Genomic DNA, 24,437 nt, shown 5'->3' on the forward strand with positions numbered 1-24,437 from the left:
AATATTTTAGGGGGAACTTATGAAAATAGTTGTTATTCAAGGACCAAATTTAAACATGCTTGGACATAGAGATCCTAGAATCTATGGACCTATGAAATTAGAACAAATTCATCAAAATATAGAATCTGTTGCAAAACAAAATAATTTTGAAATTGATTTTTTTCAAAGCAATTTTGAGGGTGAAATAGTAGATAAGATTCAAGAATGCATAGGAGTTGCAGATGGTATCTTAATTAATCCTGCGGCATATTCTCATACTTCAATAGCAATTGCAGATGCAATAGCATTAGCTGGCATGCCTGTTGTTGAGGTGCATTTAAGCAATATTTTTGCTAGAGAAGATTTTAGAAAGCAATCATATACAGGTGCTGCAAGTGCTGGTGTCATCACAGGATTTGGACCATTTGGGTATCATTTAGGATTGCTATCATTAATGCAAATTATTACAGAATTAAAAGCTAAGCAAGAGAAATAAATGCCATTTATTACCAATAATCAAAATGCTATGTTTTATGAATGTGGATTTTCATGTGATAATGCAATCTTTTTTAAAAATGACAAACAATCATTTTTTATCACTGATAGCAGATATACTTTAGAAGCAAAAGAAAATATAAAAGATAAAAATATAGAAGTTATTACTAGTAGTGATTTAATAGCAGATTTAATTAAAGTTGCAAATAATGTTAAAAAAATCATATTTGATCCATCGCAAATAAGCATAGAATCTTATAATAAAATGTCAGATACACTAGATTTAAGTGCAGAATCTAACTTTCATCAAAAACTAAGAGTGATTAAAAATGATGATGAAATAAATTTGATAAAAAAATCACAAGAACTAAATAAAAAGGCTTTTAAAAAATTTGCAAATTTTTTAAGCAAAAATAGCCTTGAAGGTAGAAGTGAGTTATTTTTGAATTTTAAAGCAAAAGAAATTTTAAGTAAATATGGCAAATATGAGCTTAGTTTTGAGCCTATAACAGCACTAAATAAAAATGCAGCCAAGCCTCATGCACTTCCAAGCAAAGATAAGTTAAAAAAGAATGATATTTTACTATTTGATGCAGGAATAAAATATAAAAGATATTGTTCTGATATGACTAGAAGTGCTTTTTTTGATGGTGAAATCAAATTTAGTAAAAAGCAAAAAATGCCAAAAAAAATACAAAAGATTTATGATATTGTTCTAAAATCACAAGAACTAACCATCAAGAAAGCAAAAAGTGGAATGAAAGCAAAAGATATTGATTTTATTGCTAGAGATTATATATCAAAGGCTGGTTATGGTGATTATTTTACACATTCTACTGGTCATGGAATAGGGCTTGATATTCATGAATTACCAATCATATCTCATAGAAGTGAAATGATTATAGAAGATGGGATGATTTTCTCAATAGAGCCTGGAATCTATTTGGATAATGAGTTTGGCATAAGGATTGAAGATTTGGTATTGATGAAAAATGGCAGGGCAGAAATACTCTAGGATTTTTACAAGGAAGTAGTTTTGAGAGAGATTATTACAAATTCATTTTTTCCATTTGTAAATAAAAATAAAAATATATATTTACAAAATATAAGTATTTTATCAATTGGTGGAAATTTAAAAAATCCAATCAAAACTTTTTTGCATTTTATTAAAAAGCTAAGATTAAATAGTAATATAACCTTGATTTCTACATCACCAATATATAAAAATCCTCCATTTGGCTATACAAAACAGAATGATTTTTATAATAGCACTATTATTTTATCTACAAATATGTGTTTGATAGAATTTTATAGATTTATATTTTATATAGAGAGAATCTTTGGGAGAAAGCGAAAGCGAGAGTTTAAAAATGCACCTCGCACGCTAGATATCGATATTTTATTTTTTAATGATATATTTATACGAAGTAAGAAGCTAAATATTCCGCATTTGCATTGGAATAAACGAGATAGTGTTCTTATTCCGCTTTTGTATCAAGTTAATTATAAGGGATTTTAAATGCAAGATTTGCAAATGTATACTTACACAGCCCCGAGTTATAAAGAAACCATGGAAATTGCTAAAAATAAACATGGAGAAGATGCATTAATTGTTTCATCAAAAGAAATTAGAAAAAAATCACTTTTAGAAAATGGCTTATGGGAGATAGTCGTAGTCGCCCCAAAGCAAGACAATAAAGATAAAAATGATGATACAAATGATGATACAAATGATGATTTACCAGATAATAGCGTAGAAAAGCGACTTCAAAATATTGCAAAAAAGGCAATTGAAAAAAAGAAAGAAGCAAAAGAAAGACAAAGTAGTGATATTGGAATCCAAATATCTAATGCTGTGAAAGAAATAGCAAAACTTACACCAAATACATCAAAAAGAGGAATTGAGACAAGAGAAAATATTAGCGAGAATTCCAAAAAAAGCACTAAAGATAATATTGATAAAACAAGAGAAGAAGTAGCAAAACGAAATCAAGATGAAGCAAAAGACTTAAAAAATATAAGACAAGAGCTAGATAAAATAAATGATAAAATGAAGCTTATCCAAAGTATGTTTTGGGATGATATAAGCCAGAGAGCCCAAAATACAAATAATATTCCACATGAATTTGCAGAGATATATAGAATCTGCAAAAATAGTGGAATGAAAAATGAACATTTAGAAGAGATAATGCAACTCTCGCAGAATCTTATGCCTGTAAATATGCGAGAAAATAGTGTAACAATAAAGCGATATTTTAGAGAAGTATTAAGAAAGATGATAGCTTGTCGTCCAGAAAATATTGACATGAAGCGAAAAAGAATTGTTATGCTTGTTGGACCAACAGGCGTTGGAAAGACTACTACGCTCGCAAAGCTTGCTACTCATTATTCTGTAAAACATAGATATAAAGTCGGTTTAATAACGCTTGATAGCTATAGAATCGGTGCATATGATCAACTTGCTTTTTATGCAAAAAAATTAAAATTATCTATAAATGCAGTAAATGATACAACCGAATTCACAAAATCTCTTGATGAGCTTAAATATTGTGATTATATACTTATTGATACTATAGGAAGCTCACAGCATGATAAACAAAAGTTAGATATTTTAAAAAAATATGTCAATGCAGATTATAATATAGATGTAAATTTAGTCTTGTGTGCCACTACAAAATATGAGGATTTGATGGATATCTATTATTCATTTGGGTCGTTAAATATTGATACGCTTATATTTTCAAAATTAGATGAAAGCAAAGGATTTGGGAATCTTTTCTCACTAATTTATGATACTAAAAAGCCCGTTAGCTATTTTACAATAGGGCAAGAAGTGCCAGAAGATATTTTGGCAGCAAGAAATGATTATCTAGCAGATTGTATTATAAATGGATTTTCAAAGCCATCAAGAGATGAGATACTTAGATGAAAAATCAGGCTGCAGGTTTAGATGAATTATTAAAAAAAATTCAAAATCCAAAAAAAAATACTACATTTATTGCAATTACAAGTGGCAAAGGTGGCGTAGGAAAATCTACAATTAGTGCTAATATGGCTTATATTCTTTGGAGTATGGGATATAAAGTCGGTGTATTTGATGCAGATATAGGACTTGCTAATTTAGATTTGATATTTGGTGTAAAGGCGCAATATAATATCTTAGATGTTTTAAAAGGTGATATATCATTTGAAGATATTGTGATAAATATAGAAAGCGGTTTGTGTCTAATACCTGGATATACAGGCGATGAGATATTTAAATATAATGATAATATTTTAGAGAAATTTTCAAATCAAAGTGTAATTTTAGATTCTCTTGATTATCTAATAATAGACACAGGAGCGGGAATTGGCGATAGTGTGCAGACTTTTTTATCTGCAAGTGATTATGTGATTGTTGTCACTATGCCAGACCCATCAGCCTTAACTGATGCTTACGCGTCAATAAAAGTATCATCAAGACATAAAAACAAAATATATGTAATAGTAAATCAAGTAAATAGCACAAGAGAAGCAAATAAAGTGTTTGATAGATTAAAGAGTGTTGCAGGGAGTAATATTCCAAATTTAGAATTAGAGCTACTTGGAAAAATTTCATCTAGTGATAGCATAGTGCAATCTAATAGACAAAGAAAATTATTTACAAAAGTTTTTCCTCAATCATTTGCTAGTGCAAGCCTACAAACAATAGCTATAAATCTTCTTAAAAATATGGAACAAAATGTGCTTCCATATAATGAGAGCGGGTTTAATAGATTTATTAGAAATATATTAAGTCGATTTTAATTCATTGTAGAGATTATGTTTGAAACAAGATAATTATATGAGTTTTAGCGTTGTTGCTGGGTTTTTCTTAGGTCTTATTATTTCTATTTTGAAATTTAATACACCAGAGTTAATTATACTAGGAACTATTGTATGCACTATTGTTTTGTATTTGATTGTCACTTGTTGTGCTTCATTTTATATGATGTTTCTTGATTATAGTCAAACAAAACTAAATAGAGATAAAATAGATTCTACTCTTAATTACTATTGTAATGAATTTGACAAGAAAGAAAAGGAAGTTCTTGGTGTTAGACAATATCTAAAGCATAGCATTGATACACTCAATGAAAATAATGAGAAATAGCAATGAAACAACAAAATGATTACAATATAGAGTTGAAGCATTCACAAGATGCCTTAGTATTGCAGTATATGCCAGCATTGCGTGCAATGGCTTTTAGATTAAAAGAGAGACTTCCTAGCTCAATTGATATTAATGATTTGATATCAATTGGAACAGAAGAGATGATAAAGCTAGCAAGAAGATATGATGATTCTATAAATGATTCATTTTGGGGCTATGCAAAGACAAGAGTTTATGGCTCTATGCTTGATTATTTGAGAAATTTAGACATTATATCTAGATCAAATAGAAAGCTAATAAAATTGATTGATAAAGAAGTCTCAAAATATTTTAATGAACACGAAGAAGAGCCAAGTGATGAATATTTAGCACAAGTTTTAAATGAAGATATCAAAAAAATAAAAGAAGCTAAAATTGCATCAGATTTTTATACTCTTATTCCACTTGATGAACAATACAATGCGATACAAGGTGAGAATTCTATAAGTAAAATAGAAAAAGAAGAATTAGTTAGTCTAATACAAGATATTCTCTCTAGCTTATCAAAGAGAGAACAAATGATTATACAGCTATATTATTTTGATGAATTATCATTAGGTGAAATTAGCTCAATTTTAAATATAACAATCTCTAGAATCTCACAAATACATAAAGAAGTGATAAAAAAAATACGACTTCGCATAGGAGATATAAATGGCTGATATTTTAAGCCAAGAAGAGATTGATGCTTTACTTGAAGTTGTTGATGATGAGGGTGAAGATAATGCGAACTTGGAAAATAATGAGATTTTTAATCGCAAGCAAGTTACTTTATATGATTTTAAAAGACCAAATAGAGTAAGCAAAGAGCAACTAAGGGCATTTCGTGGAATCCACGATAAAATGGCTAGGAATTTAAGCAGTCAAATATCTGCTATTATGCGAAGTATAGTAGAGATTCAGCTTCATAGTGTGGATCAAATGACTTATGGTGAGTTTTTGATGAGCTTACCTAGCCCAACTAGCTTTAATGTATTTTCAATGAAGCCACTTGATGGAAGTGGAGTATTAGAAATCAATCCTAGCATTGCATTTCCTATGATAGATAGATTGCTTGGTGGAAATGGTGAGCCATACGAAAATACAAGAGATTTTAGCGATATTGAATTAAGTTTGCTTGATACGATTTTACGGCATATTATGCAGAATCTAAAAGAAGCATGGGCGCCTATAACAGAAATATTTCCTAGCATTGATGCAAAAGAATCTTCACCAAGTGTAATACAAATAGTCGCACAAAATGAAATTGTAATCATGGTTGTTATGGAGATTATTATTGGGCATAGCAATGGAATGATGAATATTTGTTATCCTGTCATCTCACTAGAATCTATACTCTCAAGACTTGCAAGTAGAGATTTTATGCTAAGTGAAACGAGCTCTAAAAAAAGTAGAAATAAAGAATTACAAGTTCTAATTGGTGGTGCTGTTGTAAATGTATCAGCTATACTTGGTAGTGCAAGATTGAGCATGAAAGAAATACTTGATTTAAAAGCTGGTGATATAATAAGATTAGATAGAGTTGCTGATGATATGGTAGTAGTCAATATAGATGATAGAGATAAATATATAGGTGAAATTGGACTACAAAGATATAGAAAAACTATAAAGATAAAAGATGTAATTACAACTGAAAAAGATAAAGTAAGAGAAGTGCTAGAAATGTTAGAAAATAATAGAAAACATAGAGCAGAAAATATCAAAGAAGAGGAAGATATAAAATGACAAATTTTATAAATCTCATTCAAAATGAAGCTATTTCGACAATAGAAGGGCTTACTGGACAAAAACCAAGTATAAAATATAGTAATACAGCACAGGCAAATAATCTTAATATTGATGGCTCATTTGCATTTATTGAGCTTGAAAATAATAATAATGCAAAGATAGCTATTGTAGTGCCTAGTATTATTGCTACTGCATTGCCTGATTTGATGCTTGGTGGAGAAGGTGTAAGCAATGATAATATAACTAGCGATGATTTAGATGCAATAAAAGAAGTTTCATCTAATATTTTTGGAGCATTATCTACTACATTAAAAGGTCAAAAAGAATTACCAAAAATGGATTTTAAAGTAGTAGATTCTAAGATTCTTGATACAACAGATACTAGCAACTACAAAGATAGAATATTGTTTGAATTTGATTTAAATAATATTCATTCAAATTTTGTTATTTTGCTTAGTTTTGATATCGTAAATGAACTAAATGGTAAAACAAAGGAGCAAGTGCAATCAGAATCTAAGGTAGAATCTAAAGATGATTTACCAAATCTAAATTCAGCTGAAATTAGAAATATTGGCATGCTTCTTGATGTAAAGATGCAGATAAAAGTTCGAATAGGGCAAAAAAAGATGCTTTTAAAAGATGTAATTGCGATGGATATAGGAAGCGTTATTGAGCTAAATCAGCTTGCAAATGATCCACTTGAGATTCTAGTTGGTGATAAGGTGATAGCAAAAGGTGAAGTTGTCATTATTGATGGTAATTTTGGAGTGCAAATAACTGAAATAGGCACAAAAAAAGAAAGATTAGAGCAATTGAAAATATAGTTTATTTATAAAACTATATAATTGTTTAAATCATCTAAAAAATAGGATAAATTAAATAGGCGACATGGTTAATTTATTATTGGAATATTAATTATAATTGCAATTGCTACATTTATAATCACTACTTATAACAAACTTGTAATGTTTTTGAATCGCTCACAAAATGCATTTTCTCAAATCGATGTGCAACTTAAAAGAAGATATGATTTGATACCAAATTTAGTAGAAGTTGCAAAGAAATATATGAAGCATGAAGAAGAAACATTGATAAAAGAGAAGCTATAAATGAAGCAAAAAGTATATTAGATTCTGTTGCAAAAGATGCTAGCAATGTAAAAATAAATCAGCTAGGTAAAGCAGAAAGCTTTTTAGAATCTGCCTTAGGTAAGTTAAATGTCACACTTGAATCTTACCCAGAATTAAAAGCAAACGAAAATATGAAACAGCTAAGCGAGGAGCTAGCTTCAAGCGAAAATAAAATAGCTTTTGCAAGACAAGCATATAATGATAGTGTGATGAATTATAATACTTACAAACAAAGTTTTCCTGCAAATATGGTTGCTTCATATTTTAAGAGATTTAAAAAAGACTTGCTTTTATTGACATTTAATGAAAGTAGCGAAAAATTAAACGAAACACCAAAGATTAGTTTTTAATGTGGGTCTAATTTTTGTCGTAATCATTGCATACTTTATTAATATTTTTAAATTATCAAAAAATAGTATAAATAATATCGCAAAGGAATTAAATGCAGAAGAATTATCAAAAAATAATGTGATAGCAAATGAAGAGATTTTATTAAATATAGTAGAAGAAATGGCTATTGCATCACAGATGAAAATGCCAAATCTTTGTAATAAGAGATGAAACTAGTATAAATGCAATGTGCAGTGGAGAATGTCTAGGCACATACAAGGAGAGATTTGCTATTTTTGTGACACAAGGCGCACTTGATTCTTTTAATAGAGATGAATTGCAAGGTGTAATTGGACATGAATTTTCACATATTTTTCATGATGATGTAGAACTAAATATGAAGCTTATTTCAATTATATTTGCAATGAATTGTATTAGTATGATTGGACATTCTATGCTTAAAGGTGCTTTTAAAAATACCAGCAGGAGCAGCAAGAATAAATCTGAAGGTAAAGTAGCTATATTGGTATTATTATTGATGATTATTCTAATTGGCTTTATAGGAAGCATATTTTCACAAATAATTCAAAGTGCAATCTCAAGGTAAAAAGAATTTCTAGCTGACGCCTCAAGCGTGCAATATACAAGGAATCCAGATGGTATAAAAAATGCATTGCGAAAGATTGGGAAATATGCAACACAAGAGCAAAAAAATCAATCTCACATTAGTAATAAAAATGCTACACCTTATGCACATATGTTTTTCTTGTCTAGTTTTTCTACTTTGTTTGCTACGCACCCAAGTATAAAAGAGAGACTTAAACGACTACAAAATATAAAGCTTTAATGATAAGAATCTTTTTATTTTTATAAAAATATTAAATTATTTTGCTTTAGCATAGATTATTAGATAATTTTCTACATAAACACAAATATCCATAACTTTAGAGTGCATTTGTGTTAGATTCTGCAAATAATATTTGTGACCTTATAATTACATTTTAAATTTTTGCTAGAATAGCGCCTTTATACAAATTAAAAGGATATTATTTGAAAAAAGTTGCATTACTTATGAGTGGCGGTGTAGATAGTTCATATAGTGCGTATTTATTAAAGAAAGAATATAAAGTAAAAGGATTCTACCTAAAGCTTCATAATAAGGAAGAAAAACACAATTTTTATATAGAAAAATGCAATAAAGTAGCAAAGGAATTAGGCATTGAATTTAGTGTTATTGATTTGCAAAAAGAGTTTGAAGAGGTAGTTTATAAATATTTTGTAGAATCTTACAAAAATGCACAAACACCAAATCCTTGTGCTATGTGTAATCCGCATATCAAATTTGGTCTAGGATTGCAAAAGGCTCTAGATTCTGATTGTGATTTTATTGCAAGCGGACATTATGCAAGGATAAAAAAAATAGATGGAACAAACTATATACAAGAAGCATTTGACAAGAGTAAAGATCAAAGCTATTTTTTATTTGGAATAAGCAAAGAAGCAAAAGATAGGCTTATTTTTCCACTTGGCAATAAGATAAAAAGTGAACTAAAAAAAGAAGCTTTTAGTGCTATGCCTTGGTTTGGTGAATTAGATGAATATAAAGATTCTCAAGAAATTTGTTTTGTTGATAAGGATTATATAAATACAATAAGCAAAGATATAGAAGTAAATAATATTGGATTTATAAAAGATAAAAATGGCAATATAGTTGGCGAACACAAGGGCTATATGCACTACACAATAGGAAAGCGAAAAGGGCTAAATATAAAAGGCTCTCACAGCCCAAGCTATGTGCTAGATATCAACTCAAGTGATAATGTTGTTATTGTAGGAGAAAAACAAGATTTAAAAAAAAGCAGGGTTATTGCAAAAATAGAATCTCTTGATAATGTAAAAAATGGAATCTATGATATAAAAATACGATATCGCTCAAATGCTATAAAAGCACAAATTGAAATTATTGATAATAAGATTATTGCCAATTTGCTTGAAGATGTTTATGGTGTAGCAAATGGGCAAGCTTTAGTGATTTATAAAGATGACATAGTGCTTGGTGGGGGATTTATAGAATCTTCATATTAAATAAATCTCCAGATAAACCAAGCAAATAAACTTATAAGGACAATAGAGAGAATATTTAAAAATATTCCAACTTTAACCATTTCCATTTGTTTGATATGTCCTGTGCCAAAAACAATGGCATTTGGTGGTGTAGCTACAGGTAGCATAAAAGCACAGCTTGCACCAAAGCCTATTATTAATACCAAAAGTGAAGGTGGCATGCCAACAGCATGTCCAACACTACCAAATATAGGCACTAAAAGTGCGGCGCTTGCTGTGTTACTAGTAAATTCTGTTAGAAAAATGATAAATGTCGCAACTACAATGATAATAACAATCCATGAACTCTTACCAAATAAGGCTACCATTCCATTTGCCATAACTTCGCTTGCTCCAGAATCTTTTAATATAGCACTTAGTGCCAATCCGCCACCAAATAATAATAAAACTCCCCATTCTGTGTTTTTTTGGATTTGTTCCCAAGAGGCTGTTTTTGTAAATCCAATAGCAATGACTGCAGCAATCGCAATAATAGAATCCATTTCTTTTATGCCACCAAAATATTCACTTATTTTTGTGCTAAAAATCCATGAAATAGCAGTAAGAATGAATATAATAACTACAGATATCGAGTGGAATCCCCAAACAATATTTTCTTTTTTAATCTCAAATGTTGTATTTAATTTTGGTTTTAAAACCAAATACATCAAAAATATGCAAGAAGGAAGCATGACAATCATAAATGGAATACCAAGTTTCATCCAAGAAAAGAAATCAATATTTAATTCTGCTGCGGCTATTGCATTTGGTGGAGAGCCAACTATAGTTCCAAATCCACCGATACCAGCACTATATGCGATACCTAACAATACAAAAACAAAAGTATTTCGATCGCTTTTTGCATCTAGGTTTGATAAGATTCCAAGCCCAAGTGGTAGCATAATAGCTGCGGTTGCAGTATTGCTAATCCACATAGATAAAAGTGCAGTAGCAATAAATAGCATAATTACTGCAAGCCATAGTTTTCCTTTTGCAATACCTATCATTCTATTTGCAATAAATCTATCAATCCCTTGAATATGCAAAGCTGTAGCTAGTGCGAATCCACCAAAAAATAGAAATATTATAGGGTTTGCAAATGATTTTAGTGCATTTGTTGTATCTAATAATCCCAATGCAACCGCAATCAAAGGAATCAATAATGCAGTTATTGTTACATGAATAGCTTCTGTAAGCCACAAGATTCCAATAAATACCAATAGGCAGATTCCAGCATTTGCATTAGAATCAAATGGTAAAAAATTATATAAAATAAAAAATAAAATAATATCTATGATGATTACACCAAGAGCCCATTTTGAAGGGTGGGTGCTAATAGCAGGACTAAGAGGAGTTATATCCATGAATTATACCTTTTTGAAATATTCTTTTTAAACCTGTTTCAATTATAACAAAAATAAAAATTAGAAAAATATTTAAATAATTTTGTTGTATTCTTATCGTATGTTTATTTCTTAATTTACTCAAATATCAATTTTTATACATATTAAGAATGCTAATAAATAATTTTTATCATGTTTTTAAGAATCTTATTATTACAATATGCACTTAAAATTGATTATTGCATATTTGAGTCTCAAATTATTTATTTTAGAAAATTCAAGGAAAATTTATGGATCATAGAAAATATAAAAGAGGCTATTTTATGCCTCCTGTGCAGTCTTTGGAGTGGTGTAAAAAAGAATATATAGAATCTGCACCTATTTGGTGTAGCGTTGATTTGCGTGATGGAAATCAAGCATTAATCACTCCTATGAATCTAGAAGAAAAGATTGAATTTTTTAAACTGCTAGTAAAGATTGGATTTAAAGAAATAGAAGTAGGATTCCCAGCAGCAAGCAATACAGAATATAATTTTTTGCGAGAATTGATTGAAAATGATTTAGTGCCAGATGATGTTTGCTTACAGGTGCTTACACAAGCAAGAGAGCATATAATAAAAAAGACTTTTGATAGCCTAGAGGGTTGTAAAAATGCAATAGTGCATTTTTACAATTCTACTTCTTATGCGCAAAGAGAGCAAGTTTTTAGAAAATCAAAAGATGAGATAAAACAAATCGCAATAAATGGTGCAAAAATAGTAAAAGATTGTGCTAAAAATACAAAAGGAAATTTTAGATTTGAATATTCTCCAGAAAGTTTTAGTGGGACAGAGATTGATTATGCACTTGAAGTTTGCAATAGTGTTATAGACATTTTTGAACCTACAAAAGATAGTAAGCTTATTATCAACCTTCCTTTAACCGTTGAAATGAGCTTACCACATATCTATGCAAGTCAAATTGAGTATATGTCAAATAATTTACATAATAGAGAAAATATAATAATCTCTCTTCACCCTCACAATGATAGAGGTTGTGCTGTAGCTGATGCGGAATTAGGCATTCTTGCTGGAGGAGATAGGATTGAGGGCACACTTTTTGGTAATGGTGAGCGAACAGGAAATGTAGATATTATCACTCTTGCTATGAATTTATATTCTCATGGAGTAAATCCAAATCTTGATTTTAGCGATATTCCTTCAATTTGTGCTTTATATGAAAAAGTGACCAAAATGCCAGTATATGAAAGACAACCATATTCTGGAAAGCTTGTATTTGCAGCATTTTCTGGCTCTCATCAAGATGCTATTGCTAAAGGAATGGCATATCACAAAGAAAAGAATCTCAAAACTTGGAGTGTGCCATATTTACCAATTGATCCAAAAGATGTTGGTAGAGAATATGAAAGCGATGTAATAAGAATAAATTCTCAAAGTGGAAAAGGTGGCATTGCCTATGTGCTGTATAATCATTATGGTATTGATTTGCCTATGCATTTTAGAGAGGCTTTTTCATATTATGTCAAAAATATATCTGATGAAATGAATAAAGAATTAAGCCCAAAAGAGATTTGTGATATTTTTCAAAATGACTTTGTGAATCTTTCATCTTATTTAAAGGTGCTTGATTTTGTCTTTAAAGACACAGATAATAATATCAATATAGCACTAAATGTAGAATACAAACACCAATCTTTTAATATTACAAGTAGTGGAAATGGGCGTCTAGATTCTGTTGCAAATGCATTGCGTGAAATTTTGGACTTTAAGTTTGATATCATAGATTATAGTGAGCATTCATTAAGTAAAGGATCTAGCTCTAAGGCTATTTCGTATGTTTATATAGTAAGTGATGAAAAAAAATATTTTGGTGTAGGAATTGATACAGATATCATAAAAGCTTCAGTCTATGGTCTTATAAGTGCTATCAATCATATATTAAAAAGTTTAAAAGGGGCATGATATGGGAATGACAATGAGTCAAAAGATATTGGCAGATAGGGCAGGTTTGGATTCTGTAAAAGTAGGTGATTTAATCATTGCAAAGATTGATATGGTTTTAGGAAATGATATTACCACACCTGTAGCAATCAATGCTTTTAAAAGTGCAAATTTCAATAAAGTATTTGACAAAGAAAAAATTTCGCTTGTTATGGATCATTTTGCACCAAATAAAGATATAAAGGCTGCTACACAAAGTGCGCAGTGTAGATGTTTTGCAAATGATTTTGATATAAAACATTATTACGATGTTGGAAATATGGGCGTAGAACATGCACTTTTACCAGAGCAAGGAATAGTGACCATTGGAGATTTAATCATTGGCGCAGATTCTCATACTTGCACTTATGGGGCACTTGGAGCATTTTCTACTGGAGTTGGCTCAACAGATATGGCTATTGGTATGGCAAAAGGTGAAGCTTGGTTTAAAGTGCCATCTGCCATTAGATTCAATCTAAAAGGAAAACTTCGCCAATATATAAGCGGTAAAGATGTGATTTTGCATATTATTGGAAAAATTGGTGTTGATGGTGCATTATATAAAAGTATGGAGTTTGGAGGTGAAGGACTTAAAAGTCTTACTATGGATGATAGGCTTTGTATCGCAAATATGGCAATTGAAGCTGGTGCAAAAAATGGAATCTTTGAAGTTGATGATATTACAATTGATTATGCAAAATCTCGCACAAATAAAGAATTTAGAATCTATAAAGCTGATGACGATGCAGAATATGACCAAATATTTGATATTGATTTAGATTCAATAGATCACACTGTTGCATTTCCACATCTACCAGAAAATACAAAAGAGAGCAGTAATTGGGGTGATATAAAGATAGATCAAGTTGTCATTGGTTCATGCACAAATGGCAGACTTAGTGACATGGAAGTAGCAGCCAATATCCTAAAAGATAGAAAAATTGCTAAAAATACGCGTTGTATTATCATCCCTGCTACTCAAAATATATATTTAGAATGTATAAATCGTGGTTATTTAGAGACTTTTATAAAAGCTGGTGCTGTTGTATCTACTCCTACATGCGGACCTTGCCTTGGTGGACATATGGGGATTTTAGCAGCAAATGAGAGATGCGTGGCAACAACAAATAGAAATTTTGTGGGGCGTATGGGACATATAACAAGTGAAGTATATCTTGCTTCACCTGAAGTGGCAGCTGCAAGTGCTGTGAATGGCAGATTAAGCACACCAAAAGATGTTTTGTAGAATCTAAAAACTAAAAGGAAACGAAATATGAAAGTAAATGGTTTTGTCCATAAATATAATGATAATGTAGATACAGATGTAATCATCCCTGCAAGATATCTAAATACAGCTGATCATAAAGAGCTTGCAGGGCATTGTATGGAAGATATTGATAAGGAATTTGTAAGAAGAGTAAAAGATGGTGATATTATGGTAGGTGGTTGGAATTTTGGTTGTGGTTCAAGCAGAGAACACGCACCTATTGCAATCAAGGCAAGTGGTATAAAATGTATTATTGCAAAGAGTTTTGCAAGAATCTTTTATCGCAATGCCATAAATATTGGACTTGCAATAATAGAATCTAAAGAGGCAGTGGAGACAATAGAGCAGGGTGATGAAGTAGAAATTGATTTTGATAGTGGAGTTATAATAAATTTAAAAACAAATAAAAAATACAATACCCCGCCTTTTCCGCCATTTATACAAGAAATTATAAATGCAAATGGATATTTAAATTGGATTGCAAAGAGATAAAGCAAGGATAATATATGCAAAAAAATATAGCTGTAATACATGGAGATGGTATAGGTAAGGAGATCATAGAGCAAGCTTGTAGGATTCTAGATAAAGTAGCAACAATTTACAATCATAAATTTATTTTTAATGAAGTGCTTGCTGGAGGATGTGCCATCGATAAATATGGAGAGTGCTTACCTAATGATACTTTAGAATCTTGCAAGAAAAGTGATAGTGTTTTACTTGGTGCAGTAGGTGGTCCAAAATGGGATAATGAGCCAAGCAATAATCGTCCAGAAGCTGCACTTTTAAGATTAAGAAAAGAATTGGGGCTTTTTGCAAATATTCGTCCTGCTACACTTTTGCAAGAATTAAGAAATGCAAGTCCGCTAAAAGATTGCATACTTGATAAGGGGATTGATTTTGTCATCGTGCGTGAGCTTATAGGTGGTGTTTATTTTGGCGAACATAAACTTGAGAATATAAATGGAGAGAGGGTAGCTACTGATGGCATGACTTATAGTGCTTCTCAGATAGAATCTATTGCAAGAGTAGCATTTAACATCGCACAAAATAGAAAGAAAAAGATTGTTTGCGTTGATAAAGCAAATGTGTTAAGTAGCTCTAGACTTTGGCGTGAAGTTGTAGAATCTATTTCAAAAGAATATAGTGATATAGAACTTTCCTTTATGTATGTAGATAATGCAGCGATGCAAATTTGTAGAGAGCCAAGCCAATTTGATGTAATTTTAACAGAAAATATGTTTGGTGATATACTAAGTGATGAGGCAAGTGTAATTACAGGCACTATAGGTGTAATACCATCTGCTTCTTTGTCAGATTCTAAAGAACTAGCAAATAATTTTGGTATGTATGAGCCAATTCATGGTAGCGCACCAGATATTGCAGGACAAAATAAGGCAAATCCAATAGGAGCAATCCTTAGTGTTGCAATGATGTTAGATATTTCTTTTAATCTTAAAACCGAAAGCAGAGCTATAATACAAGCTGTGCAAAAAACGCTTCAAGATGGTTATCGCACAGGTGATATGATGAGTCCTGATATGAAACTTGTACTTTGCAGTGAGATGGGAGATAGAATATATAATAATTTGCAATAAATAAATTTTGTTTCAAAATAATAGAATTATTTATGTTTTAATCTAATATTATGATTATTTTAATTTGTTTATATTCATAGTTATGTTATATTTCTATTTACTTTTATTTTATAATTTTAAAGAGGTTAGCTGATGAGACGATTGGCATTCACTTTTATCGAGCTTGTATTTTCCATAGTCGTGGTTGGTTTAGTGATACTTAGCATACCACTTATTGTGCGACAAAGCAATGCCAATACAATGGAATCTCAAAATGTAATAGGTTATTATAATGCATTGACTTTAATGAATGTTATTAGAAATAAGCCATGGGATTTAGGAAATATTAATGGAGCAATGGATAATTTTACTGCTTCTGGCGGTTATTATATATTAAATACAGGCAATGCAGCTCTTGATTGTAGAGTTTTAGATGCTACAAAACAAAATATCATTTCTAAGCCAGGTCTTGGTATATCAGATAGACGAAGAATGTGTGATCCAAATGCTAATACCGCATCACCTATCACAGCATCTAATAATCTTGATAATATAGGTGCATTTAATAATTACACACAAACTATAACATCAGGTGGTAATACATTTTTTATTCTTGATGTAGGTGTGAGATATGTAAATATTAATTTTGGAAATAATACAACTGCTGGAACTATTGTGAATGCGAATAGCATAACAGATATAAAAGAAATAGAAGTGAGATTATCTAGACAAATTAATGGCACTAAAGAGCTTGTATCTACTTATAAATACTATGCAGCAAATATAGGAACAGATGTTCCTTTTGCAAAGGATAATTAATGAGAAACGCATTTACTATGTTAGAAATAGTTTTTGTTATAGTTATCACTGGATTAGTAGCCGTTGCTGGCTCTATGGCTATAGTGCAAATTATGCAAAACTATGCAATACAAAAAGAATATGCAAAAATGGAGCTAGATGGGACATCTGCAATATTGCAAATTTCAAAATATTTACAGGATTCTATATGGGATTCTATTGCTATTAGAAATGGCACTAGTTATACAGATATATCAACTATAAATCAACTAAATAATGGACAAATTCAAAATAATGCACAATTAATATTTATTTCAAAAAATACAGATGCCTTAAATGGCTATTTTGGCACATATCAAGGCAATAATGCAAACTTGCCATTTTTTAGTGGTTTTATTGATTTGTCAAGTTCAAGCGGTAACTCTTTGACTACTGCATTTTCACAAGATAGATTGCTTTCATTAAATGGCTCTGTTGGCAGTATAGGCATATATTTTCCTTTTGTAAATAAAGATGGTGTAATCGTTGATAAATACTATAACAATAATGCAACAAACATGGGAGCATTATTTAGGATAGCTAATATAGCTTCAAATACTCAAATGACGCTTAGTAGTTCTCCATCAAAAATAGGAGATATAGCAATTATTGTAAATCTAACCCCAGTTGTTTTGCAAAAAAATAATGATGGAGATTTGATATTAGTTAATAATAACAATAATCAAACGCTAGCCCAAGGTGTATCAAATTTTTCTATTTGGTCAGAAGCCCAATCAGGCTTGCTTCGTGTAAGGCTTTGTTTTACTAATAAGACTATGGACTTTATGCCAGAATTTTGTAAAGAAGGGGTGATAATGCAATGAAAAGACAAGCATTTGGTATGATATTTGCCATTATCATAATGGTTGTGGTTGCCACTCTTGGAATCTTGGGAATAAAGCTTAGCACAAGCACATTAAATACTACTGCAAATCAACATATTGCAATTCAGCTTGATTTGTATATGGAATCTACTATTGAGCTTGCTATTTTATACATTCAAAGAAATGGTTTTAAATACACAGAAGGCAACTATGGTACAACACAACGAGCAAACCCAATGGAGCCTATTGTTCGCACTATTAATTATGGTGCAAATGGTGAATATAGATTTACATATAAAATGACACCATTAGTAAATATAGATACACTAAGTGATAGTGAAGAGATAAAACAAACTAAAGTAAATACGATGGTCATTGATGTTGCTGGGTATGTTGTAAATCCTGTTACAAATCAAACTTTTAGGGTTACTAAAAGACAGGTTGTAAAACCTTAAATATTATTGTTGGAGTATAATATGGAACAATCACTAAATTATGATATAAGCACTTTATTAAAAGCTACACTAAAACACGATGCTTCCGACTTACACCTAGTCGCTAGAAGTGAGCCACAAATAAGGATTGATGGTGTTCTTGTTAAGCTTAATTTGCCAGTTTTAGAAAAAAGAGAAATTGATAGATTATGTTATACATTATTAACAGATAAACAAAAAAAGATTTTAGAAGAAGAAAGAGAGCTTGATTTCTCTATCGATTTAGAAGATATTGGAAGATTTAGGGTTAATTATTATTATACTATGGGGAGTGTAGCTGCTGCATTTAGGGTTATTACAACAAAGATTCCTACATTAGAAGGCATTAATGCTCCGAGTATATTAAAAAGTCTTGTTACAAGAAGAAAAGGTTTAATTCTAGTTACTGGACCAACTGGTAGCGGTAAAACAACAACAGTTGCCGCTATGATTAATGAAATAAATCAAACACAAAAAAAACATATACTTTGTATTGAAGACCCAATAGAATATGTCCATAAAGGTATTAATTCATTATTCTCATATAGAAATGTTGGTGAAGATACAAAAACCTTTAATAATGCTTTGAAATCAGCACTTAGAGAAGATCCAGATATTATATTCATAGGTGAGATGAGAAATACAGAGACTATGGAAATTGCACTTGAAGCTGCAGAAACAGGACACTTAGTCATTGGAACATTACACACAAATTCTGCAGCTCAAACAATAAATAGAATCGTTAGCTCATTTGAAGGTGCAAAGCAAGATCAAGTAAGAAGTCAAGTTGCAATTACGATTGAAGGTATCATTTCTCAAGTATTATTGCCTAGAGTTGAAGGTGGAAGAGTCGCTGCAACAGAAGTATTGATAGGCACACCTGCAATTAGAAACTTAATTAGAGAAAATAAAGTCCATCAGATTAATTCACAAATGACAATAGGTCAAACTCTAACTGAAATGAAGACAATGGCACAAAGTCTTGATTCTCTATATCAAGATAGGATAATATCAAAAGAAGAATATAATATAGCTATTGCAACGCTATAATCCATTGCTTGCTTTTAAGCAAGCAATGCTCTATTATAGATAATTTTCAATTTCCTCTCATAAAAGCTTGAATCATTACTAAGGCAACGAGGTTTCGCTAGACTAAAAAATAATACAAAGCATAAGATAGATTAAAGCTAAAAGCTAGAATCTACATAGACACAATCAATCTTAAGGCAGCATTCCTAGATTCTCATTTATTATTTTTTGATTTAAGATTCTATAATTTTTACAGGCTACTTCAAGTCCTTTATCGCAAGCAATTCCATATAATTCCATCGCTTTTCTTAAATTTTGACGAACTCCACTACCATTTTCATAAAATGTAGCAAGATTATTACAGCTACTCAAAACCCCACCTTCACAAGCTATATTTAGATATTTTATAGCATTAAATGGGCTTTTTGGAGTATCGTGGATTCCTGTTGCATACATATATCCAAGGTTTGCACAGCCTATTAAATCACCTTGATTGCAAGCTATATAATTTAAATCTAGTAATCCTAGTTTATCTTTATTTAGTCCAAAAACATTGTATGTATTGCTAAGTAGCCCAAGATTATAACAACCAAGAGAGCTTCCAGCATCACAAGCAAATTTATAATATTGCAAACTCTTAAAATAATCTTTTTCTACACCAAGTCCATTTGCATACATGTATCCAAGATTATTACAAGCAAAGACATCTCCACCATTGCATCCAACCATATATAATTCGCTTGCCATGAATCTATCTTGTGGAATATTTTCTGTTCCATTATCATATATTGATGCAAGATTTGAGCAAGCAAGTGCAACACCACCACTACAAGCTTTTTTGTAATAACTCATTGCCTTTTTATGGTCTCCATTTGTGCCGACTGCATACATATACATAAGCCCTACACCAAGACAGCCATTAGCATCGCCTTCTTCATTACAAGCTTTATTAAATAATGAGAATGCTTCTACATAATTTCCTTTTTGTGCAAGTGATATGGCTGCATTTGTCGCTGGAGAATTACCAAAAGAAAAACCAATTAAAAATATCACACAAATAATGTATTTCATAAATATAAACTCCATAATAAGCTTGAGATATTTTAAGCAAAAAGAGTGCCAAAATGTCTATTTTAGTTTATCACTTTTTGTAAATTTTATTAAATCATGCACACTTTTTATATCACAAGGTAGATTTAAAAGCCCCTCTTCAAATACTCTAAGAGCTATATAACAATCAGCATAAGCCCTATGTCTAATTGGATAATTTATACCTAAAAATTCATTTAAAAATCCAAGTCCATATTTTTGTGCTTTTAGCGTTTTTCTTGCAAGTGCAAGCGTGCAGATTACTTGATTTTTCATTATTGGGATTTTTCTTTGGGCTAGTTGTGCATTAATAAAATTAAAATCAAATATTGCATTATGTGCTAAAAAAGTAGAATCTTCTAAAAAAATTTTAAATTCTCTTAAGACTTTATCTATCATCGGTGCATTTGCTACCATAGATGAGCTAATACCTGTTATTTCAGTGATTTTTTCTGGTATTTCTTTTGCAAAGACATAGCTTTCAAATTTATCTAGAATCTTTCCATTTTGATATTTTATCGCCCCAATTTCAATGATATTATTTGTTTGAGGAGAAAATCCTGTTGTCTCAATATCAACAATACAAAAAATATTATTAAATATGCTATCGTGGGTTTTTATAGATATATTATCATCTTTAATTTTTAGTGGGATTCCAAGTGATTTTGCGATTTCTATATTTATTTCATAATCATCACCCAAAATATCTTTAACCTCATTAAAATTTATAGAATCTTTATTTTGTAATATATCTATTAGTTTGTCATATATTTCTAGAGAATCTTGCATTATCTAAGTGAATTTATAGCTTCTTGATAGTTTTGTGATTTAAAAATATAATTTCCAGCAATAGCTATATCAACACCAGATTCTTTTAGCATATTTATATTTTGGCTATTTATTCCGCCATCCATTGATATTTTACAATCAAAATTGCCATCTTTTATTATTTCTTTTAATCTTATAGCTTTTTCTAATGTGCTTGAGATAAAATTTTGTCCTCCAAAACCAGGATTGACAGACATAAGTAATACAAAATCAATATATCTTAATATATATTCTAAAGAATCTTGTGAAGTATGAGGGTTTAGAGCGATACCTGCTTTAATACAATTATCTTTTATTAAATGCAAGATTCTATTTATATGTTTTTCTTCTTCTACATGAAAACTTAAGCTAAAAGGTTTGAGATCTATCATCATTTTTACAAAAAAGTCTATATTTTGCACCATTAAATGTATATCTAATGGTTTTTTTGCTCTTTTTGCGACAGCTTCAATTACACATTTTCCAAAGGTTAGGTTTGGCACAAAATGTCCATCCATAACATCAATATGTATATAATCGCAATCTGTTTTATTTAATTCATCAATTTCTTCATTTAATCGTCCAAAATCTGCAGATAATATACTTGGTGCAACTAACATGTTTTACTCCATATTTAGCTTAAAAATTAAAAGATCATTATATTATAAATATGAAAATATAATATAATTTTGTTTATAAACTATAGGAGTTTTGATGGCATCTGTTTTAGAAGTAAAGAATCTCAGTAAAAATTTTGGCAATATTAATGCGATAAATGATATATCTTTTAATATTAATAGTGGTGAGATTGTTGGGCTTCTTGGTCCAAATGGCTCTGGAAAAACAACATTAATAAAAATTATTACAGGATTGATTAATAATTATGATGGCAAAGTTCTCGTATATGGCAATAAGGTTGGTGTAAATACAAAAAAATACACAGCATATCTCCCAGATAGCAATTTTATTCCACCATCATGGAGTGTGTTTCGCTGTATTTCTTATTTTGCAGATTTTTTTGATGATTTTGATAAGACAAAATCTATATCTTTATTAAAAGATTGCAATATTTCATTAAACTCAACATTTAATACTTTATCAAAAGGAACAAAAGAAAAACTTCAACTAATATTAACTCTAAGTAGAAAAGCAGGATTGTATATACTTGATGAGCCAATTGCAGGGGTTGATCCAGTAGCTCGTGATCTTATTTTTAAATTGATTTTAGAAAATTACAACAAAGAGGCTCCTATGCTAATATCTACACATTTAATATCTAGCATAGAATCTATTTTATCATCTGCTATTTTTATCAAATATGGTGAAATTATAGAATATGACAATGTTGTAAATTTGAAAGAGAAATTTGGCAGTAAAGATTTAGAAAGCATTTTTAAGGAGCTATTTTGAAATTTTTTAAATTATTAAAATATGAATTTTTAGAAAATATTGTCTCTATTGCTTTGATAAATATTTTATTATTAGGATTATTTTATATTATGACAATTTATCTAAATGGTGATATTGATGATTTGTCATGGATATTTGGCTTTGTTTTTGCTCTAACTCCAATCACTATATTTTTCTTATTTATATTTTTACTTAATATAATCATTAAAACACTATATGCAAGATTATTTAATCAAGAAGGATATTTGACTTTTAGTTTGCCTGTTAGTATTGATGCAATACTAGTATCTAAGATTCTAATAAGTATGCTTTGGGTGTCAATTAGTGCTTTTGTTTTTTGTCTATGGTTTGTTGTAGGTATAATTGATAATAAATTCAATGTTATATATAATTTTTTTCATATCATTATAGAAAATTACAATTTATTAGATATTGTAAAATTTATTATGTTTGGATTATGCATTATATCAAAGCCTATAGTTTTAGTGCTTTTGGTGCTATCAATGTTACATATTGGAAAGATTACTAGATTTAAGCAGATTATTGGCATTGTATTGTTTTTTGTTATATGGCTTGCTGAAAATTTTGTTTCAATTTGTTTATTTATGTTAATAAATAATATTTTTCCTTTTGATGCTTCATATAGTCCTCTTTCACCAATAAGTCGCATGCAGGGTGATAATATTGCTCTTTTTATAACTTTACATTTTATAATCAGCATATTACCTACATTTGTATATTATTATTTGAGTAGATATTTGATTAAAAATAAACTAGAGATTTGATTAGGAGATTCTATGCTTTATTCTATAATAGATGCTTTGCAAAAAAGTGCAGTTTGTGTAGATGGTCTATTAAAAAAATGTGACTTTGATTATTTGGAGAGCACAAATATTACAGGTGATAATCAACTTGGTGTAGATGTCGAAGCAAATAATATTTTTAAAGAAGTATTATTAGGGCTAGATTCTGTTAAGGGGATTTGTAGCGAAGAAGAAGATGAAGCAATTTATAAAAAAGATTCAAATGGCATGTATTTAGTTGCATTTGATCCACTTGATGGCTCATCAATTGTATCATCAAATTTAAGTGTTGGTAGTATTTTTGGAATTTATAATGAAGATTTTAGTGCTAAAAATTTAATAGCAAGCGGATATATTATATATGGTCCAAGACTAGAAATGGTGATTGCCCAAGATAGCGTAAATCATTATATTTATAATAATGAAGAATGGAGAAATATAGGAAGTTTGATATTAAATGATAAAGGAAAGATAAACTCTCCAGGTGGAACACAAAAAAATTGGAGTACAAAGCATAAAATCTTGATAGAATCTCTATTTCTAGAAGGATATCGTCTTAGATATTCAGGTGGAATGGTGCCAGATTTGCATAATCTATTATGTAAAGGAGGAGGATTATTTAGCTATCCTTCAACAAGTGATGCACCAAATGGCAAACTTAGAGCTTTATTTGAAGTATTTCCATTTGCTTTTATTTTTGAAAAAGCTGGTGGAGAGGCTGTTGGTAGTATAGGTGATAATCTAAGTTTGTGTAGAATCTTGGATTTAGAAATAGATTCTATTCATCAAAGTTTGCCTTGTTTCTTTGGTAGTAAATATGAAATAGATAGAGTAAAGCTAGCACATAAATAGAAAGGAATGATTTGAGTGATAATTTTGAAGAAAAATTAGACGAAAATATATTAAAAATAAAAGAATGCCAAAAGGAGCATAGTATTGATACTTGCTTTAAATGTGAGCTTATCGTTGGTTGTAAGACTAGAAAAGAATATGTAGATTCTGTTTATTCTAGTATGAACAAAGGAAGCGGTGGATTTTTTAATTTTGAAACTGAATAATGAAAGGG

At 30.0% G+C, this 24,437-nt stretch carries 29 protein-coding genes and 1 pseudogene; 26 read left to right on the forward strand and 4 right to left on the reverse strand.

The annotated features are described in order from the left end of the window. The first annotated feature begins 19 nt into the window (after positions 1-19). From aroQ to mnmA, 14 genes and pseudogenes are all read left to right on the forward strand, one after another. Positions 20-475: a type II 3-dehydroquinate dehydratase gene (aroQ, locus tag CQA42_RS06915; RefSeq protein WP_115583966.1), complete on the forward strand. Its 456-nt coding sequence runs from the start codon at positions 20-22 to the stop codon at positions 473-475. After that, entirely contained in the window at positions 476-1,489 is a 1,014-nt protein-coding gene (locus tag CQA42_RS06920) for an aminopeptidase P family protein (protein WP_115583967.1), read from the forward strand. 21 nt (positions 1,490-1,510) lie between these two features. Then, entirely contained in the window at positions 1,511-1,993 is a 483-nt protein-coding gene (gene folK / locus CQA42_RS06925; protein WP_115583968.1) for a 2-amino-4-hydroxy-6-hydroxymethyldihydropteridine diphosphokinase, read from the forward strand. Then, positions 1,994-3,403 carry a flagellar biosynthesis protein FlhF gene (flhF, locus tag CQA42_RS06930; RefSeq protein ID WP_115583969.1) on the forward strand — a complete coding sequence of 470 codons (1,410 nt, stop codon included), beginning with the start codon at positions 1,994-1,996 and terminating at the stop codon, positions 3,401-3,403. After that, a complete protein-coding gene (locus CQA42_RS06935; RefSeq protein WP_115583970.1) occupies positions 3,400-4,260 on the forward strand; it encodes a MinD/ParA family protein in 861 nt (286 codons plus the stop codon). Before flhF ends, CQA42_RS06935 begins: the two co-directional genes overlap by 4 nt. A 19-nt stretch (positions 4,261-4,279) precedes the next feature. After that, positions 4,280-4,606 carry a hypothetical protein gene (locus tag CQA42_RS06940; protein WP_115583971.1) on the forward strand — a complete coding sequence of 109 codons (327 nt, stop codon included), beginning with the start codon at positions 4,280-4,282 and terminating at the stop codon, positions 4,604-4,606. A gap of 2 nt (positions 4,607-4,608) precedes the next feature. Beyond that, positions 4,609-5,307 (forward strand): RNA polymerase sigma factor FliA, encoded by a 699-nt coding sequence (locus CQA42_RS06945; RefSeq protein WP_115583972.1) that lies wholly within the window; start codon positions 4,609-4,611, stop codon positions 5,305-5,307. After that, positions 5,300-6,370, forward strand: coding sequence for a flagellar motor switch protein FliM (fliM, locus tag CQA42_RS06950; protein ID WP_115583973.1), 1,071 nt, complete (start codon positions 5,300-5,302; stop codon positions 6,368-6,370). Before CQA42_RS06945 ends, fliM begins: the two co-directional genes overlap by 8 nt. After that, on the forward strand, positions 6,367-7,197 hold the full coding sequence (fliY, locus tag CQA42_RS06955; RefSeq protein ID WP_115583974.1) for a flagellar motor switch protein FliY: 831 nt from the start codon (positions 6,367-6,369) through the stop codon (positions 7,195-7,197). Before fliM ends, fliY begins: the two co-directional genes overlap by 4 nt. 147 nt (positions 7,198-7,344) lie before the next feature. Beyond that, complete coding sequence (locus CQA42_RS08365) at positions 7,345-7,482, forward strand: LemA family protein (RefSeq protein WP_220271582.1); 138 nt, start codon at positions 7,345-7,347, stop codon at positions 7,480-7,482. Positions 7,483-7,496: 14 nt separating this feature from the next. Then, positions 7,497-7,853: a LemA family protein gene (locus CQA42_RS06960; protein WP_258865604.1), complete on the forward strand. Its 357-nt coding sequence runs from the start codon at positions 7,497-7,499 to the stop codon at positions 7,851-7,853. Between the two features lies 1 nt (position 7,854). Further along, positions 7,855-8,064 (forward strand): hypothetical protein, encoded by a 210-nt coding sequence (locus tag CQA42_RS06965; RefSeq protein ID WP_115583975.1) that lies wholly within the window; start codon positions 7,855-7,857, stop codon positions 8,062-8,064. Positions 8,065-8,080: 16 nt separating this feature from the next. Next, positions 8,081-8,680 (forward strand): annotated as a pseudogene (locus CQA42_RS08475) (M48 family metalloprotease). A gap of 203 nt (positions 8,681-8,883) precedes the next feature. Further along, positions 8,884-9,918, forward strand: a complete 1,035-nt coding sequence (gene mnmA, locus CQA42_RS06980; protein WP_115583978.1) for a tRNA 2-thiouridine(34) synthase MnmA — start codon at positions 8,884-8,886, stop codon at positions 9,916-9,918. Here the strand turns inward: mnmA and CQA42_RS06985 are convergent. Beyond that, positions 9,915-11,300, reverse strand: coding sequence for a DASS family sodium-coupled anion symporter (locus tag CQA42_RS06985; protein ID WP_115583979.1), 1,386 nt, complete (start codon positions 11,298-11,300; stop codon positions 9,915-9,917). The two genes, mnmA and CQA42_RS06985, sit on opposite strands and share 4 nt — an antisense overlap. A gap of 269 nt (positions 11,301-11,569) precedes the next feature. Between CQA42_RS06985 and leuA the strand changes: the two genes are divergently transcribed. The 8 genes from leuA (at position 11,570) to CQA42_RS07025 (ending at position 19,283) form a co-directional block, all read left to right on the forward strand. Beyond that, positions 11,570-13,240 carry a 2-isopropylmalate synthase gene (gene leuA, locus CQA42_RS06990; protein ID WP_115583980.1) on the forward strand — a complete coding sequence of 557 codons (1,671 nt, stop codon included), beginning with the start codon at positions 11,570-11,572 and terminating at the stop codon, positions 13,238-13,240. 1 nt (position 13,241) lies between these two features. Then, positions 13,242-14,504, forward strand: a complete 1,263-nt coding sequence (leuC, locus tag CQA42_RS06995) for a 3-isopropylmalate dehydratase large subunit (RefSeq protein WP_115583981.1) — start codon at positions 13,242-13,244, stop codon at positions 14,502-14,504. Positions 14,505-14,531: 27 nt separating this feature from the next. Beyond that, positions 14,532-15,017 (forward strand): 3-isopropylmalate dehydratase small subunit, encoded by a 486-nt coding sequence (gene leuD / locus CQA42_RS07000; RefSeq protein WP_115583982.1) that lies wholly within the window; start codon positions 14,532-14,534, stop codon positions 15,015-15,017. A 14-nt stretch (positions 15,018-15,031) separates the two neighbouring features. Next, positions 15,032-16,120: a 3-isopropylmalate dehydrogenase gene (gene leuB / locus CQA42_RS07005; protein ID WP_115583983.1), complete on the forward strand. Its 1,089-nt coding sequence runs from the start codon at positions 15,032-15,034 to the stop codon at positions 16,118-16,120. 132 nt (positions 16,121-16,252) lie between these two features. After that, positions 16,253-16,918: a hypothetical protein gene (locus tag CQA42_RS07010; protein ID WP_115583984.1), complete on the forward strand. Its 666-nt coding sequence runs from the start codon at positions 16,253-16,255 to the stop codon at positions 16,916-16,918. Then, positions 16,918-17,760: a hypothetical protein gene (locus CQA42_RS07015; protein WP_115583985.1), complete on the forward strand. Its 843-nt coding sequence runs from the start codon at positions 16,918-16,920 to the stop codon at positions 17,758-17,760. The genes CQA42_RS07010 and CQA42_RS07015 overlap by 1 nt, the downstream gene beginning before the upstream one ends. Beyond that, entirely contained in the window at positions 17,757-18,215 is a 459-nt protein-coding gene (locus tag CQA42_RS07020; RefSeq protein ID WP_115583986.1) for a hypothetical protein, read from the forward strand. The genes CQA42_RS07015 and CQA42_RS07020 overlap by 4 nt, the downstream gene beginning before the upstream one ends. A gap of 21 nt (positions 18,216-18,236) precedes the next feature. Then, positions 18,237-19,283 carry a type IV pilus twitching motility protein PilT gene (locus CQA42_RS07025; protein ID WP_115583987.1) on the forward strand — a complete coding sequence of 349 codons (1,047 nt, stop codon included), beginning with the start codon at positions 18,237-18,239 and terminating at the stop codon, positions 19,281-19,283. A gap of 171 nt (positions 19,284-19,454) precedes the next feature. Here the strand turns inward: CQA42_RS07025 and CQA42_RS07030 are convergent, their stop codons facing one another. Genes CQA42_RS07030 through rpe form a run of 3 tightly spaced genes read right to left on the reverse strand, consistent with a single transcriptional unit; the run spans position 19,455 to position 21,778 of the window. Next, positions 19,455-20,333 carry a tetratricopeptide repeat protein gene (locus CQA42_RS07030; protein WP_181881518.1) on the reverse strand — a complete coding sequence of 293 codons (879 nt, stop codon included), beginning with the start codon at positions 20,331-20,333 and terminating at the stop codon, positions 19,455-19,457. 57 nt (positions 20,334-20,390) lie between these two features. Then, a complete protein-coding gene (locus CQA42_RS07035) occupies positions 20,391-21,140 on the reverse strand; it encodes a 3'-5' exonuclease (RefSeq protein WP_115583989.1) in 750 nt (249 codons plus the stop codon). Next, positions 21,140-21,778: a ribulose-phosphate 3-epimerase gene (gene rpe, locus CQA42_RS07040; protein ID WP_115583990.1), complete on the reverse strand. Its 639-nt coding sequence runs from the start codon at positions 21,776-21,778 to the stop codon at positions 21,140-21,142. The genes CQA42_RS07035 and rpe overlap by 1 nt, the downstream gene beginning before the upstream one ends. Before the next feature lie 94 nt (positions 21,779-21,872). On the opposite strand from rpe, the gene CQA42_RS07045 reads away from it, so the two are divergent. The 4 genes from CQA42_RS07045 to CQA42_RS07060 are packed head-to-tail and all read left to right on the forward strand — an operon-like array spanning position 21,873 to position 24,429. Beyond that, the gene (locus CQA42_RS07045; protein ID WP_115583991.1) at positions 21,873-22,568 is read left to right on the forward strand and encodes an ATP-binding cassette domain-containing protein; all 696 of its coding nucleotides are present in this window, start codon (positions 21,873-21,875) and stop codon (positions 22,566-22,568) included. Beyond that, on the forward strand, positions 22,565-23,353 hold the full coding sequence (locus CQA42_RS07050; protein WP_115583992.1) for a hypothetical protein: 789 nt from the start codon (positions 22,565-22,567) through the stop codon (positions 23,351-23,353). The genes CQA42_RS07045 and CQA42_RS07050 overlap by 4 nt, the downstream gene beginning before the upstream one ends. A gap of 12 nt (positions 23,354-23,365) precedes the next feature. Beyond that, positions 23,366-24,223, forward strand: a complete 858-nt coding sequence (locus tag CQA42_RS07055; RefSeq protein WP_115583993.1) for a class 1 fructose-bisphosphatase — start codon at positions 23,366-23,368, stop codon at positions 24,221-24,223. 11 nt (positions 24,224-24,234) lie between these two features. Continuing rightward, positions 24,235-24,429 carry a hypothetical protein gene (locus CQA42_RS07060; protein WP_181881519.1) on the forward strand — a complete coding sequence of 65 codons (195 nt, stop codon included), beginning with the start codon at positions 24,235-24,237 and terminating at the stop codon, positions 24,427-24,429. Positions 24,430-24,437: the final 8 nt, after the last annotated feature.

The organism is Helicobacter sp. MIT 99-5507 (assembly GCF_003364295.1).
Taxonomy (GTDB): domain Bacteria; phylum Campylobacterota; class Campylobacteria; order Campylobacterales; family Helicobacteraceae; genus NHYM01.